This is a genomic window from Sphingobium sp. TomTYG73, from assembly GCF_055394245.1.
The window spans coordinates 2,175,655-2,190,000 of record NZ_AP027339.1 but is presented as its reverse complement, the minus strand read 5'-3'; the positions used below and the strand labels follow the sequence as shown (position 1 = coordinate 2,190,000).

12 protein-coding genes, 1 tRNA gene and 2 rRNA genes (1 of these 15 only partly in view) are annotated in these 14,346 nt (G+C 60.5%); 8 read left to right on the top strand and 7 right to left on the bottom strand.

All coding sequences use genetic code 11. From position 1 onward, the window contains the following. From ACZ5TH_RS11055 to ACZ5TH_RS11040, 4 genes are all read left to right on the top strand, one after another. Positions 1 to 2,438 (top strand): 23S ribosomal RNA (locus ACZ5TH_RS11055) (it extends 361 nt beyond the left edge of the window). A 134-nt stretch (positions 2,439 to 2,572) separates the two neighbouring features. Next, positions 2,573 to 2,687 (top strand): 5S ribosomal RNA (gene rrf, locus ACZ5TH_RS11050). 85 nt (positions 2,688 to 2,772) lie between these two features. After that, positions 2,773 to 2,849, top strand: a tRNA-Met gene (locus ACZ5TH_RS11045). Positions 2,850 to 3,118: 269 nt separating this feature from the next. Continuing rightward, entirely contained in the window at positions 3,119 to 4,009 is an 891-nt protein-coding gene (locus tag ACZ5TH_RS11040) for an oxidoreductase (protein ID WP_464793938.1), read from the top strand. A gap of 22 nt (positions 4,010 to 4,031) precedes the next feature. Here ACZ5TH_RS11040 and pgeF read toward each other — a convergent pair whose 3' ends face one another. After that, positions 4,032 to 4,790 (bottom strand): peptidoglycan editing factor PgeF, encoded by a 759-nt coding sequence (gene pgeF / locus ACZ5TH_RS11035; RefSeq protein WP_464793937.1) that lies wholly within the window; start codon positions 4,788 to 4,790, stop codon positions 4,032 to 4,034. A 140-nt stretch (positions 4,791 to 4,930) separates the two neighbouring features. On the opposite strand from pgeF, the gene ACZ5TH_RS11030 reads away from it, so the two are divergent. Continuing rightward, positions 4,931 to 6,547, top strand: coding sequence for an amino acid permease (locus tag ACZ5TH_RS11030; protein WP_449474474.1), 1,617 nt, complete (start codon positions 4,931 to 4,933; stop codon positions 6,545 to 6,547). Positions 6,548 to 6,587: 40 nt separating this feature from the next. On the opposite strand, the gene ACZ5TH_RS11025 is transcribed toward ACZ5TH_RS11030, so the two are convergent. Next, positions 6,588 to 7,865 carry a multidrug effflux MFS transporter gene (locus ACZ5TH_RS11025; protein WP_464793936.1) on the bottom strand — a complete coding sequence of 426 codons (1,278 nt, stop codon included), beginning with the start codon at positions 7,863 to 7,865 and terminating at the stop codon, positions 6,588 to 6,590. A 198-nt stretch (positions 7,866 to 8,063) separates the two neighbouring features. Here ACZ5TH_RS11025 and ACZ5TH_RS11020 point away from each other — a divergent pair, with 198 nt between their 5' ends. After that, the gene (locus ACZ5TH_RS11020) at positions 8,064 to 8,360 is read left to right on the top strand and encodes an SEL1-like repeat protein (protein ID WP_460987013.1); all 297 of its coding nucleotides are present in this window, start codon (positions 8,064 to 8,066) and stop codon (positions 8,358 to 8,360) included. A 3-nt stretch (positions 8,361 to 8,363) separates the two neighbouring features. On the opposite strand, the gene ACZ5TH_RS11015 is transcribed toward ACZ5TH_RS11020, so the two are convergent. The 5 genes from ACZ5TH_RS11015 to ACZ5TH_RS10995 form a co-directional block, all read right to left on the bottom strand. Continuing rightward, positions 8,364 to 9,527: a GNAT family N-acetyltransferase gene (locus ACZ5TH_RS11015; RefSeq protein WP_464793935.1), complete on the bottom strand. Its 1,164-nt coding sequence runs from the start codon at positions 9,525 to 9,527 to the stop codon at positions 8,364 to 8,366. Then, on the bottom strand, positions 9,490 to 10,125 hold the full coding sequence (locus tag ACZ5TH_RS11010; protein WP_464795102.1) for a glycerophosphodiester phosphodiesterase family protein: 636 nt from the start codon (positions 10,123 to 10,125) through the stop codon (positions 9,490 to 9,492). The genes ACZ5TH_RS11015 and ACZ5TH_RS11010 overlap by 38 nt, the downstream gene beginning before the upstream one ends. Positions 10,126 to 10,195: 70 nt before the next feature. Then, the gene (locus ACZ5TH_RS11005) at positions 10,196 to 10,660 is read right to left on the bottom strand and encodes a RidA family protein (RefSeq protein WP_464771520.1); all 465 of its coding nucleotides are present in this window, start codon (positions 10,658 to 10,660) and stop codon (positions 10,196 to 10,198) included. After that, a complete protein-coding gene (locus ACZ5TH_RS11000; protein ID WP_464793934.1) occupies positions 10,650 to 11,312 on the bottom strand; it encodes an HAD family hydrolase in 663 nt (220 codons plus the stop codon). Before ACZ5TH_RS11000 ends, ACZ5TH_RS11005 begins: the two co-directional genes overlap by 11 nt. Then, complete coding sequence (locus tag ACZ5TH_RS10995) at positions 11,309 to 11,605, bottom strand: DUF3572 family protein (RefSeq protein WP_464793933.1); 297 nt, start codon at positions 11,603 to 11,605, stop codon at positions 11,309 to 11,311. The genes ACZ5TH_RS11000 and ACZ5TH_RS10995 overlap by 4 nt, the downstream gene beginning before the upstream one ends. A gap of 71 nt (positions 11,606 to 11,676) precedes the next feature. Between ACZ5TH_RS10995 and ACZ5TH_RS10990 the strand changes: the two genes are divergently transcribed. Continuing rightward, positions 11,677 to 12,039 carry a response regulator gene (locus ACZ5TH_RS10990; protein ID WP_196224854.1) on the top strand — a complete coding sequence of 121 codons (363 nt, stop codon included), beginning with the start codon at positions 11,677 to 11,679 and terminating at the stop codon, positions 12,037 to 12,039. Positions 12,040 to 12,286: 247 nt separating this feature from the next. Further along, positions 12,287 to 14,152 carry a PhoX family protein gene (locus tag ACZ5TH_RS10985; protein WP_464793932.1) on the top strand — a complete coding sequence of 622 codons (1,866 nt, stop codon included), beginning with the start codon at positions 12,287 to 12,289 and terminating at the stop codon, positions 14,150 to 14,152. Positions 14,153 to 14,346: the final 194 nt, after the last annotated feature.

The window sequence follows — 14,346 nt, the reverse complement described above, 5'->3', positions numbered from 1 at the left end:
GCGGGTGACAGTCCCGTATGCGAAAGCGAAACAACAGGACTTGAGTAGGGCGGGGCACGTGAAACCCTGTCTGAACATGGGGGGACCACCCTCCAAGCCTAAATACTCGTACATGACCGATAGTGAACCAGTACCGTGAGGGAAAGGTGAAAAGCACCCCGATGAGGGGAGTGAAACAGTACCTGAAACCGGATGCCTACAAGCAGTGGGAGGGTCCTTGAGACCTGACCGCGTACCTCTTGCATAATGGGTCTGTGACTTAGTGTATCAAGCAAGCTTAAGCCGTTAGGTGTAGGCGCAGCGAAAGCGAGTCTGAATAGGGCGACAGAGTTTGATGCATTAGACCCGAAACCCGGCGATCTATGCATGACCAGGTTGAAGGTGCGGTAACACGCACTGGAGGACCGAACCGTTTAATGTTGAAAAATTATCGGATGAGTTGTGCTTAGGGGTGAAAGGCCAATCAAGCCGGGAAATAGCTGGTTCTCCGCGAAATCTATTGAGGTAGAGCGTCGAATGATTGCCGTTGGGGGTAGAGCACTGGATGGTTGCGGGGGTCGCGAGATCTACCAATACTAACCAAACTCCGAATACCAACGAGTCTAGTTCGGCAGACAGACGGCGGGTGCTAAGGTCCGTCGTCAAAAGGGAAACAGCCCTAACCTACAGCTAAGGTCCCCAAGTCACGTCTAAGTGGGAAAGCATGTGGAACTTCCAAAACAACCAGGAGGTTGGCTTAGAAGCAGCCATCCTTTAAAGAAAGCGTAACAGCTCACTGGTCTAAATAAGAGGTTCTGCGGCGAAGATGTAACGGGGCTCAAGACGTGCACCGAAGCTTAGGGTGTGATCGTTTACGATCACGCGGTAGCGGAGCGTTCCGTAGGCCGTTGAAGCGATCTGGTAATGGGTCGTGGAGGTATCGGAAGTGCGAATGCAGACATGAGTAGCGATTAACAGTGTGAGATGCACTGTCGCCGAAATTCCAAGGGTTCCTGCTTAAAGCTAATCTGAGCAGGGTAAGCCGGCCCCTAAGACGAGCCCGAAGGGGGTAGTCGATGGGAACCACGTTAATATTCGTGGGCCTGGAGGTGTGTGACGGATGGCGTAAATGGTCTGGCCTTATTGGATTGGTCCAGGCTGTGAAGTTGTCCCAGGAAATAGCCCCTCCGTATAGACCGTACCCTAAACCGACACAGGTGGAATGGTAGAGTATACCAAGGCGTTTGAGAGAAGTATCCTGAAGGAACTCGGCAAATTGCCTCCGTACCTTCGGAAGAAGGAGGCCCCACATCAAGGCAACTTTTTGTGGGGGGCACAGGCCAGGGGGTAGCGACTGTTTAGCAAAAACACAGGGCTCTGCTAAGTCGGCTTCAAGACGACGTATAGGGCCTGACGCCTGCCCGGTGCCTGAAGGTTAAGAGGAGGAGTGCAAGCTCTGAATTGAAGCCCAGGTAAACGGCGGCCGTAACTATAACGGTCCTAAGGTAGCGAAATTCCTTGTCGGGTAAGTTCCGACCTGCACGAATGGCGTAACGACTTCCCCACTGTCTCCAGGATATGCTCAGCGAAATTGAATTCTCCGTGAAGATGCGGAGTACCCGCGGTTAGACGGAAAGACCCCGTGCACCTTTACTGCAGCTTCAGAGTGGCATTAGGAAAGAACTGTGTAGCATAGGTGGGAGGCTTTGAAGCGATGACGCCAGTTGTCGTGGAGCCATAGGTGAAATACCACCCTGTTGTTTTCTGATGTCTAACCTCGCACCGTTATCCGGTGCAGGGACCCTCTGTGGCGGGTAGTTTGACTGGGGCGGTCGCCTCCTAAAGAGTAACGGAGGCGCGCGATGGTGGGCTCAGGACGGTTGGAAACCGTCTGTTAGAGTGCAATGGCATAAGCCCGCCTGACTGCGAGACTGACAAGTCGAGCAGAGACGAAAGTCGGTCATAGTGATCCGGTGGTCCCTCGTGGAAGGGCCATCGCTCAACGGATAAAAGGTACGCCGGGGATAACAGGCTGATGATTCCCAAGAGCTCATATCGACGGAATCGTTTGGCACCTCGATGTCGGCTCATCACATCCTGGGGCTGGAGCAGGTCCCAAGGGTTTGGCTGTTCGCCAATTAAAGTGGTACGTGAGCTGGGTTCAGAACGTCGCGAGACAGTTTGGTCCCTATCTGCCGTGGGCGTCGAAATTTGAGAGGAGTTGACCCTAGTACGAGAGGACCGGGTTGAACATACCTCTGGTGTACCTGTCGTCCTGCCAAGGGCGCAGCAGGGTAGCTATGTATGGACGGGATAACCGCTGAAAGCATCTAAGCGGGAAGCCTCCCTCAAGATAAGATTTCTTCGAGCGGTCGTAGACCACGACCTTGATAGGCCGGATGTAGAAGTGTGGTAACATATGGAGCTAACCGGTCCTAATTGCTCTGATCGCGCCTGAGAGTCCCACCATCAATGACAATGCTGGAAACAGCGTCGGCCATTGAGCGTGGTGATCACCTCAAGCCAGATAACAAATACAAACACCAAATACCGTGCACGGCATCGATTATAACCCAAAGCGCAAGCTTCATTGCTTGGTGACCATAGCGTCTGTGACCCACCCGATCCCATCCCGAACTCGGCCGTGAAACCAGACTGCGCCGATGGTACTGTGGCTCAAGCCCCGGAAGAGTAGGGCGTCGCCAGGCATTGAAGCTTGCGCTTTTGGAAATAAAAACCCATCACATGTTCACAAAAGGGCGGCCCATAAAGCCGCCCTTTTGCCTTTGGTGACGCGGGATGGAGCAGCCCGGTAGCTCGTCAGGCTCATAACCTGAAGGTCGCAGGTTCAAATCCTGCTCCCGCAACCAACGGTGTACAAACGAAAACCCCCAGCGTAATACGCCGGGGGTTTCGTCGTTTATAGGGCGCGCAAGCCCAAAGGACGACAGAAGTTTTTCCAAACATCTCGAGCAATGCCGAAACGTCCAGCACCTTCCTTAACTCGCGGTGCTGCTACGCCGACACCTCCATGCCATGCGCTAAGCTGATTAGCCTTGTCTTCTCACCCACGATTGGTGACTAAGGATCGATAAGGCGGAAAAAGCGGGAGACGGGAATGGGGTTCGCCAATGAGCAGGTGTCGGGTCAGGACGGCCGCACGATCCTGGTCACCGGCGCTAACACCGGTATCGGCTTTGAGACCGCCAAGCTTTTGGCAGCGAAAGGCGCGCGGGTGCTGCTCGGCTGTCGCGACGCTGATAGAGGCGCGAAGGCGATGGCGCGGATTGCGGCCGCAACTCCAGGCGCGAAACTGGATCTCATACTACTCGATCAGGCAGATCTGGGAAGCGTCCGAGCCGCAGCCGACAGGGTCGCCAGAGAACCCAGGCTCGACCTGCTGATCAATAATGCGGGCGTGATGATACCGCCCCTTACCCGCACGACCCAAGGATTCGAGCTTCAATTTGGCGTGAACCATCTGGGGACTTTCGCGCTGACGGCGCTTCTATTGCCGAAGCTCGCTGAAACCGCCGGTTCGCGGGTGGTCGTTACATCCAGCTTGGCACATCGTCAGGTGCGCATGCTGTGGGACGATTGGAACGCCGAGAAAGGCTACAGTCCCAACGTCTATTATGCCCAAAGCAAACTGGCCAACCTGCTGTTCGCCCTTGAACTCGACCGAAGGCTACGGGCTGCGGCATCTCCGGTGAGCGCCATCGGCTGCCATCCCGGCGTTTCCCTGACCGAACTCATGCGCCATCTTCCCCGATGGACAAAGCCGTTGTTGCCGATTGTGCGGCCGCTTTTCAATCCGGTGGCGGCGGCAGCGTGGCCGACTCTTCAGGCTGCTACCGATCCGAACGCGAAGGGTGGTGACTATTTCGGACCCCAGGGGCGATGGGAAATGCGCGGTGAGTCAGGACCTGCGCTGATCGACAAGCGCGCCAGCGGTACTGAGGATGCCCGGCGGCTTTGGGATCTTTCGATTGAGCTGACCGGGGTCGATCCACAACTGCCGGCCGACTGACCACCCGACGCAGGCTGCTGCATCAGCCGACGGCAATCATGGAAATCTGCCGTCCATAGCTTGGCTCGCCCAGATGGCAGGAACGGCGATAGCTGAAAAAGCGATCTGGCTGGCTATAGGTGTCCTCATCCAGCATCTCGACCCGGCCGATCCCTGCCTGAGCCAAACGCGCCGCGACATAGGCCGCGATGTCGAACTGGCAATGGCCTTCGCGCCCAGCGGAGAAGAAGCGGCCATTTTCCACATCTTCTTCCTCGAAATTGCGGGCGAAATCGACTGTGACCTCATAAGAGGCGCGGCCGATGCAGGGGCCGATCGCGGCGCTAATCCGCTCACGCCGGGCACCCAGTTTTTCCATCGCCGCCAGCGTGCTGTCCGTGACTCCCGACATGGCGCCTTTCCAACCCGCATGTGCCGCGCCCACCACCCCGACTCCGGGGTCCGCGAGCAGCACCGGCACGCAATCGGCCGTCAATATGCCGAGGACAAGCCCGGGGCGATCCGTCACCATGGCATCGGCCGCCGGGCGATCCGCCTCATCTATTGCGCCGGTGATGGTCACCACGTCCGGCGAATGGACCTGCCGCACGGTCACCAGCGCCGCGCCGGGCAGCAGCGCATCCCTCGCCAGGTCGCGGTTGCGCAGGATCGCCTCTCGCTCATCCATTGAACCCAGGCCCACGTTCAAGCCAGCATGCACCCCGCCCGACACACCGCCACGACGCCCGGCAAAGCCATGCGGCACATCGTGCAGGCTGGCGGCGCGCAGCAGTTCGATCATCAGTAGCTCCCTTGGACAAATGTGCCGAAGCCGCGCAACATACTTGCGCGGGCCACAATAGGCGATAGTCTCTGCGTCAGATATAACGGGTCGGCTTCGCGGCCGATCGGGGACAAGATGACAGGCAAAGGGCTCCACGCATGATCTTCGGGCGCATCAAGCCATTGGACGCCATATTGGCGACCGCGGAAAAAAAGTCGCTCGTTCGGACATTGGGGCCGATACAGCTCACGCTTCTGGGTGTCGGTGCCATCATAGGGACCGGCATTTTCGTACTGACCGCCGCCGCCGCGCAAAAGGCCGGGCCGGGCATGATGTGGAGCTTCGTCATTGCCGGAGCGGTCTGCGCCTTCGCCGCGCTTTGCTATTCGGAACTGGCATCAATGGTGCCGGTGTCGGGCTCAGCCTATACCTATACCTATGCGGTGGTGGGCGAATTGCTCGCCTGGATGGTGGGTTGGGCGCTGATCCTGGAATATGCCGTGGCCGCCAGCGCCGTTTCGGTGGGCTGGTCCGGCTATTTCATGGGTTTGATGAAAAGCATGACGGGACTGGAGCTACCCCACGCCCTGTCAGCAGGGCCTGGCTGGAGCTTCAACGGCTTCATCCCGCATGCCGATTTTTCGCATGGCGTCATCAACATTCCGGCCATCGTCGTCGCGCTGGCAGTGACCACCTTGCTCGTCATCGGCACCACGGAAAGCGCGCGGGTCAATGCGGTGCTGGTCGCGATCAAGGTCGCGGCGCTGACCGCCTTTATCGCGCTGACACTGCCCGCGCTGGACAAGGGCAATTTCTCCCCCTTCACGCCCAACGGGTGGTTCGGACCTCAGGGCACGAGCGGGATGGGCGTTGTTGGTGCGGCGGCCTCCATCTTCTTCGCCTATGTGGGCTTTGATGCCGTTTCGACCGCAGCGGAGGAGACCAAGAATCCCCAACGCAACGTGCCTATAGGCCTTATCGGCAGCCTTGCGATTTGCACCGTCTTCTATTTGCTGGTCGCTGCGGGTGCGATTGGTGCCATTGGCGCTCAGCCGGTCCTTGGTCTGGACGGTTCGATCGTGGCACCGGGATCGGTCGGTTTCGCTCAGGCCTGCGCGACCGCCGCCCATGCGGGGGATCTGGTCTGTTCGAATGAGGCGCTCGCCCATGTTCTGCGCTCCATCAACTGGACCGTGGTCGGAAACGCGCTGGGCCTCGCGGCCAATCTCGCGCTCCCTTCGGTCATCCTGATGATGATGTTCGGCCAGACCCGCATCTTCTTCGTGATGGCGCGCGACGGGCTGTTGCCGGAAAAGCTTGCCAGCATCCATCCGCGTTTCAAGACGCCGCACATCGTAACCATGGTGACGGGCGTCTTTGTCGCCATCGCCGCGGCGCTGCTGCCGGTGGGTCAGTTGGCTGACATTTCCAATTCCGGCACGCTCTTTGCCTTCTTCATGGTGGCAATCGCCGTGCTGGTGCTGCGCGTACGCGATCCCAATCGTCCGCGCCCCTTCAGAACGCCCGCCATCTGGTTCATCGCGCCGATGGCGGCGTTCGGCTGTCTCTTCCTCTTCTTCAACCTGCCTGTGGATGCGCAGCTCGTGCTTCCGGTCTGGGGCGGCTTGGGGCTGCTGCTCTATTTCCTCTATGGCTATCGCAAGAGCCATGTCGCGCGAGGCCTCGTCGAGACGCATGAGCAGGATGCCGATGTCCCGCCGATGCCGGTGCCACCGATGCCCGGTGCGCATACGCCGGGCGGACGCGACGCCTGATCAACTGAGGAAGGCGGCGGCGTGATCGCCGCCTTGCTTTTTAGTGGACGGGGTCGAATTCCGGTTCTCGCAACGCACCATGATGCGGGCGGGTGAAGAGCTTCCCGCGTTCGGCGAACAGCACGATAAGAAGCGCCGCGATCCCGAACGCCAGCATACCGATCGTCAGAGGTATGGTCGTCCCGTTGAACGCCCGCCCGACCACGCTACCCAAGGCACTGGACAGCGCCGTGGTCAGGAACGCCTGAAAGGAAGACGCCGCGCCCGCGCCCTTGGCAAAGGGCTCCATGGAAATCGCGCCGAAATTGGACGCGGTGAAAGCGACGGCCATCATCGTCGCCGACTGGAAGAACATGAAGGTGAACATGCTTTCCCGACCAGACGCGATCACGACAAGATGGACGGCGCTCGTCGCGATCATGGACAGAACCGCACCTTGGCTCAGCCGCCGCGCGCCGAATCGCGATACAAGCCGGCTGTTCAGCAGGCTGCCGACCCCCATGCTGCCCGCCATGATCGCAAAAGCTATCGGGAAGAATGACTGGGCATGAAACAGGTCGAAGAAAATCTGCTGCACCGACAGGATGAAGCCGATGAGCCCGCTCATCACCACGCCGCTCGCCAGCATATAGCCTGCCGAACTGCGATTGGTGAGCACCACCGCCATGGTGCGAAAGATCGTTGATGGGTTCATCCGCAGCCTGTTTTCGGGCTTCAGCGTCTCGGGCATGCGTATGACCATCCAGATCAGGATCAGCGCCGCCTGAATAGCCAGAATCCAGAATATCCATCGCCATGGCGCGAACCAGAGGATCGCCTGCCCAAAACTGGGCGCCATCACGGGTATCAACATGAATACGGCGAGGATGAGCGACATGACCCTGGCCATCGCGTCTCCCTTAAACCGGTCGCGGATGATGCCCACGGCGATCACCCGGCTCGCTCCGGCGAAAAAGCCCGCAGACGCCCGGCCCAACAGCATGAGAGGAAAGCTTTGCGCCACCGCGCAGCCGATGGTCGATACAATGAACAGCGCCAGCGCGCTGCCCATCACGGGTTTGCGGCCGAATCGATCCGACAAAATCCCGAACAGCAGCGATCCCACGCCCAGCCCCAGAAAATAGACGCTGATGATCAACTGCCGGTCATTGGCATTTGCCACCGCCAGATCGTGCCCGATCGCGGGCAGGGCAGGCAGCATCGGGTCGGTCGACAGCGCATTCATCGCCATCAGGCAAGCGCTCAGCACCACGAATTCGCGAAAGCCGATGTCTTTCTTTGGTTGTCCGATGGCGACCGGGGGAGAAGGGTTGGTCATGGCGCGGCTATGGGATCAATCCGGCTGCTATGCCAGCTTAACATCACGCAACCCGCCGCATTAACCTTGTGCCATCCAGGACTTTCGGGCGCTGATGCATAAACCCTCAAATCCGCGTTAACCATTTTTTATCCCATGCCGGTGCACCGTGGTGGCTGTCGAAAACCATTATCTCGAAATCCACAGGGGGATTCGGTCGTGGCAAACAGTTTGAAAAGTGCTCAGTTTCTGATGGAAAGCCGCCTGCCAGTGGCGGGCTGGGAATCGGCGGAGGCCTGTTTCGATCTGGGCGTCGCCTATAGCTGCGGAACCGGCGGTAAGTCAGTCGATCTGATCGAAGCGCATAAATGGTTCAACCTCGCCGCGCTGCGTGGCAATGAGGAAGGGCAGGTGATGCGCGCCGAGATAGCCGAAGAAATGACGGCTCGCGAAATCGCCGAGGCGCAGCGCCAGGCGCGCGCCTGGATTGCCGCAAACCAACTGCGCGCCGCCTGATCGTCAGCCTTGCTTGCGGAACGGCGCCCGTTCGCTAAGCCAGATCCGGTCCTGTTGCACGCCAGTCCGTTCGGCGGCGAGAAATTCAGCGACGGCCCGGCGGAACGAAGCATTGGGCAGGAAGTGCGCTGAATAAGTAGGCTCCGGTCCATATCCCCGCGCCAGCTTATGTCCCCCTTGGGCTCCGGCCTCGACCCGGGACAACCCAAGCGCGATGGCAATCTCGATCGCCTGATAATAGCATAGCTCGAAATGCAGGTTGGGTACGTCCTCGGCGCAACCCCAATAGCGGCCATAGAGCGCCTCCTCACCAATCAGGTTGAGCGCTCCCGCAATCGGCCTGCCGTGACGCTGCGCCAGTATCAGCAGCACCCGATCCGCCATATTTTCCCCCAGCATCGAGAAAAAGGCCCGCGTCAGATAGGGCCGCCCCCATTTCCGCGATCCGGTATCCTGGTAAAAATGCCAGAAGGCGTCCCAATGCGCTTCTTTGAGGTCACGGCCGGTCAGGTGGACGATCTCCAGACCCTCGACCGCGCGGGCTCGTTCCTTGCGAATATTCTTGCGCTTGGCGCTCGAAAGGCTGCTGAGGAAATCGTCGAAGTCGCGATAGTCGCGATTGATCCAGTGGAACTGGCTGTCTTCGCGGATCAGCCAGCCCGCCGCTTCGAACAGCGACACCTGCGCTGGCTCGATGAACGTTGCATGGGCGGATGACAGATCGTTGCTCTCGACAAGGCTTTCGATCCCCCCGATCAGCGCCGATGCCAGCGTCGGCTCGCGCAGCAGCAATCGCGGCCCCGGAACAGGGGAAAAGGGCGCGGCGAGCTGAATCTTGGGATAATATTGGCCCCCGGCACGCTCCCACGCGTCGGCCCAGCCATGGTCGAACACATATTCGCCCTGGCTATGGGTCTTGCCGTAGAGCGGCGCAGCGGCTCCGATCCGTCCGTCCGCACCATCGATCAGCATCGGCAAGGGCTGCCACCCGGTTCCTGGACCAACGCTGCCCGATCGTTCCAGCGCGGCCAGAAAATCCCAGCTCATGAAGGGGTTGGCGGTTCCGGCGCAGGCGTCCCACTGATCGCGAGGCAGTTCCGCAACCCCGCCAGCTACCCGCACGAGGCATTCAGTCACGCGGAACCTCGAATATGATCTGGTCCGCATGCGCCGCAGCGGCAGCATGATCGGCCTTCGTGCGCACCGTCCAGGTCAGCACGGCCAGACCGCGCGCACGCGCCCGCGCCGCGAAACGGGAAGGAAGGTCACGAACATCACAAGCGATAAAGTCGGGTCTTGCCACCCAAAGTGCAAGACCGCGCCGGGCGGCGGCGCGCCATCCTGCGTCATCTTGCTCCGTCACCACCAGGCCTCGCACCGTCTGCGGCATGTGCCGGGCAAACCAGCGCATTGCCATGGGGTTGAAGGACATGACGGCGGCCAAGGCATCCGGATGCCTTGCCAGATCGCTTGCTACCGCTGCACAGAGGGGCGCCACATGGCGGCCCGTGACCTTCAATTCAATCAGCAGCGGGACCGTTTGCCCGCATGTCTGCAACAGCGTCTCCAGCCGTGGAATGCCGCCGCCGTCCGCCAGCCTCATCTGCTCAAGGCGTTCGGCCCGATGGTCCGACAGCATCCCCTCGACACCGGTCATTCGTGAGAGGGCGGCGTCATGAAAGACCATCGCGACGCCATCCCCGCTCAGCCGGACATCGCATTCGATGCCATAGCCTTGCGCGATGGCTGCGCGAAAAGCGGCCATGCCGTTTTCACTGATGCCCGCCCCATGCAGCCCGCGATGGGCGAAGGGGCGGGCGGTCAGGAAGGAAAGATCAGGCCGCAGGCCGGACAAGGACGACCGCGTCGATCTCAACCACCGCGCCCAGCGGCAGCACCGGCACGCCGACCGCGCTGCGGGCGTGCTTGCCTGCCTCGCCGAAGACCTCGACCATCAGTTCCGACGCGCCATTGGCCACCTTGGGCTGGTCCGTGAAGCTCGGGGCGCTGCTGATGAAAGCACCCAGCTTCACGATCCGCTCAACCCGGTCCAGGCTGCCCAGCGCCGCCTTGATCTGGGCAATGAGGTTGAGGCCGCAGGCCCGCGCCGCCTTGACGCCATAATCAAGGTCGCGATCTTCGCCGAGACGGCCCGTCATCAACTGTCCTTCGGAAAGCGAAATCTGGCCGGAAATATGCAGCAGGCCATTGGCTTCCACTGCTGCGACATAAGCGGCCACCGGCGCGGCTGCTGCGGGCAGGGTGATGCCAAGTTCGGCAAGGCGGGCTTCAACGCTCATTTGGGACTCCATCTGGGTTATCAGTGTTTAGTGGTGCGGAGCCGTCGGCAAGCCGATCGACGATCCACCTCTCCGCCGTTGCCCAGTCGTCTATCCGGGCGTGGGCATAGGGGGCGGCATCGACATCAGCCGAAATTGCAGGCTCGCCTACCATATGCAATCTCCACACGCCCGGCGCATGCTCGGTTACGGATTCATGATGCTCGGCCAGGTCGTCGATGAACAGCGCGGCTGACGGCCGCCGCTCGGCGACGATCGCGGCCAGCGGCGCGCCCTTGGGTCCATGGTTCCAATGCACCGGGAAATCGAGGCCATGCGCCGCCAGCTGCTCCACGCGCTGCTGATGATGCCGCTCCCCGATATTGGTGAGCACGACGATATCGGCCATGCGCGACAGCCTGCCCATCGCTTCGACGGCCCCGGCAATCGGCATCTGGCGGTGCATCTCGGTATCGAAAAAGCTCACCAGCAGCTGCCAGACCAGTTCGCGCTCCAGCGGGATGCCGCTGTCCTTGTGGCGCAGCGCCTCGGCAAAGCCACGCTCGCGCATATCGAAATGCACGGCATGATGCTCGTCCAGCCATTCGCGGAAAGGAACGACCATGTGCAGCAGCACCTCGTCGCAATCCGTGATGATCAGGGGGCGGCTCATCGACCCAGAGCCCGCCGCACCGCGATCAGCGCCGCCGCATTGGTATCCAACGCCTCTGCGCAAGCTATCAAATCCGGCTCATGATCGGCCAGAAAATCCAGCACCGCGCGCAAAACCGAAGGATTATTCACGCCAGCGCGCAACGCGTCCGCATCCAGTCCGGTAAGCGCCAGCAGCCGATCCGCCCGCTGCTCATCGCCCAGCGTCCAGGCAAGCGCCATCAGGGCCAGCGTCAGGGCCTCTTCGCCATCGGCCGGGCCAAGTTGCTTGCTATCGGGGCTGTCGGAACGCATGATTGATTCTCGGCAAGGGGCAATTGTATCAGCGCGCTTTTACAATGCGCATCATTTAACGCGGGTGACTGGTGGCAAAGCGCGTGCTCGTTGTCGAGGACAACGAACTCAATCTCAAACTTTTTTGCGACCTTCTGCGCGCGCATGGCCATGAAGTGCTGCCATTGCGGGATGGGCGCGACGTCGTTTCGCAAGCGCTGGAGTTCCGCCCGGACCTGGTGATTACCGACATTCACCTGCCCCATGTCAGCGGCCTCGACCTGATCGTCTCGCTGAAGCGCGATCCGCGTTTGGCATCTGTCCCCATCATGGCCGTGACCGCCTATGCCGGAAAGGGCGACGAAGACCGGATTCGCGGCGCGGGGGCGCAGGCTTATGTGTCGAAGCCCATTTCGGTGCTGCGCTTTGTCGAGCAGGTGAATGCCCTGCTGTAACGGCTAGAGCATCGTGCGCAAAAGTGGGAACCGGTTTTGCGTCTACAACGATGCGAAAACAAAACTAGAGCGCGCGACCTGCGTCCAATTAAGCGCAGCGCGCTCTATCGGTGATCGTCATCAGACCGTCATCGGTCTTTCATGCCCATGTCCCTGAAATGAAGCGCTGATTTCACGCAGCGCTGCCAAGCCCCGGCCCAGGGACGCGGCATTCCGCCGACAGTCCGATCTGGAACAGGGGTAATTCATGTCTCACCTTACCGACGAGGCGCGCGCGCCTTTTCGCGATGCGGAACCCAGGATCGACGCAGGCAACGACTGCCTCGAAGCCATCGTCGCCGCCAATCCCGGCCGCCGTTCCGTACTGAAGAACGGTCTGTTGGGGCTTTCCATTCTGCCGATGCTCGGTACGCTTGCGGCCTGCGATGATGATGAGACCGCCTTCCCGACTCCCACCCCCAGTCCCACGCCTACTCCGACGCCCGCGCCCAGCTATGCGATCGCCTTTGCCCCTGTTGCCGCCAATCAGAATGATACGGTCACGGTCCCAGCCGGGTACACCGTCGATGTCCTGCTGAAAGCGGGTGACTCCGTTGAAGCTGGCACCCCCTATTCGGGCAGCTTCCCGACCCCAGCCGACGCTGAAAAATGGGCGGGCGGCAACCATGACGGCATGGAATATTTCGCGCTGTCCGGTGTTGACGCCAACGGGGGCGGTCTGCTCGCGATCAACCATGAATATCCCGACGTCCAAATCCTGTTCGCAGGCAGCTATGATGCCGCCACCGCAACTGCTGATCAGAAAGCGTTGGCGCTTTCGGCAGTCGGTATCTCGGTCGTGGAAGTCGCCAAGGGCACTGACGGTAAATGGGCCATCAAGGCAGGTTCGCGCTTCAACAAGCGTTACACCGGCAACAGCAACTATCGCGCGGGCGGCCCCGCCGCGGGCCAGCTGTCCGGCACGATCAAGGGCATGCTCAACAACTGCGCGTCCGGCCGCACGCCTTGGGACACATATCTGACCTGCGAAGAGACCACCGACAATTATCTCGACCCGACGCAGCCCCCGCAAAATTATGGCTGGGTGGTTGAAATCGACCCCTATCAGGAACTGGCCGATCCGACGAAGCGCACAGCCATGGGCCGTTTCGACCATGAAAATGTCGCGCATATGGCCGACAGCAACAATCGCGCCGCCTTTTACATGGGTGACGACAGCACGCCGGGCTGCATCTACAAATTCGTGCCCGATCGCGCTTTCAGCACATCCAACCGTGCCGCCAATACCGGCCTGCTGGATTATGGCACGCTCTACGTAGCCCGCTTCAACGCCGACGGCACGGGCGAATGGCGCGCATTGGTGCAGGGGCAGAACGGCCTGCTGCCCGGCGCTTCGGACCCCGGCAACATCAGCCAGAGCACGACGCCGCCCACGCCCGTCATCGTCAACTTCAACAGCCAGGCGGACGTGCTGATCAACACCAAGTCGGCTGCGCGTGTCGCGGGCGGCACCGTTATGGATCGTCCGGAATGGCTCACCGTCGCACCGGACAACAGCGCGGTCTATTGCACGCTGACCAATAATAGCGGTCGCCAGGTCACCGACGCGGCCAATCCGCGCACCCGCAACCTTCACGGCCACATCATCAAGTTCAAGGAGAAGGACAATTCGCCGCTGGCGACGACCTTCACCTGGGAAATCTTCCTGCTGGCGGGCGATCCCGCTCTGGCATCAGGTGGGGCCAATCTGGTCGGCAATATCAATGGAGACACCTTCTCCAGCCCTGACGGCATCCGCATCGATCCGCAGGGCCGCCTGTGGGTGCAGACGGACCACAGTGTCCCCGGCAATTCGGGCGTGACCGGCACGACCATCGATCAGGCCTTCGGTCACAACGCGATGTTCTATGTCGATCAGACCAGCAAGCAGTCCAAGCGCTTCCTGGTCGGTCCCGCTGGCTGTGAGATCACCGGCATCGCCTACACGCCGGACCTCAAGACCTTCTTCGTCAACATCCAGCATCCCACGGGTGACTGGCCGGTCGCGGGGCAGCAGCCACGCTCATCGACCATCGTCGTGACGCGCACCGACGGTCAGCCAGTCGGCAACTGATTGGTGGGAGGGCTTTGCGCCCTCCTCCCTTCGCTTCGAGCGAAGTCGAGAAGCCTCTCAAACCGTTTCTCGACACGCTCGAAACGAACGGAAGCACGGTTTCAATGACACAAGGAAAGGCCCGCTCCCTGACAGGGGCGGGCCTTTTCCATCGAAGCCATCAAATGGATCGAAGCGACCGAAGCCGCCTTCAG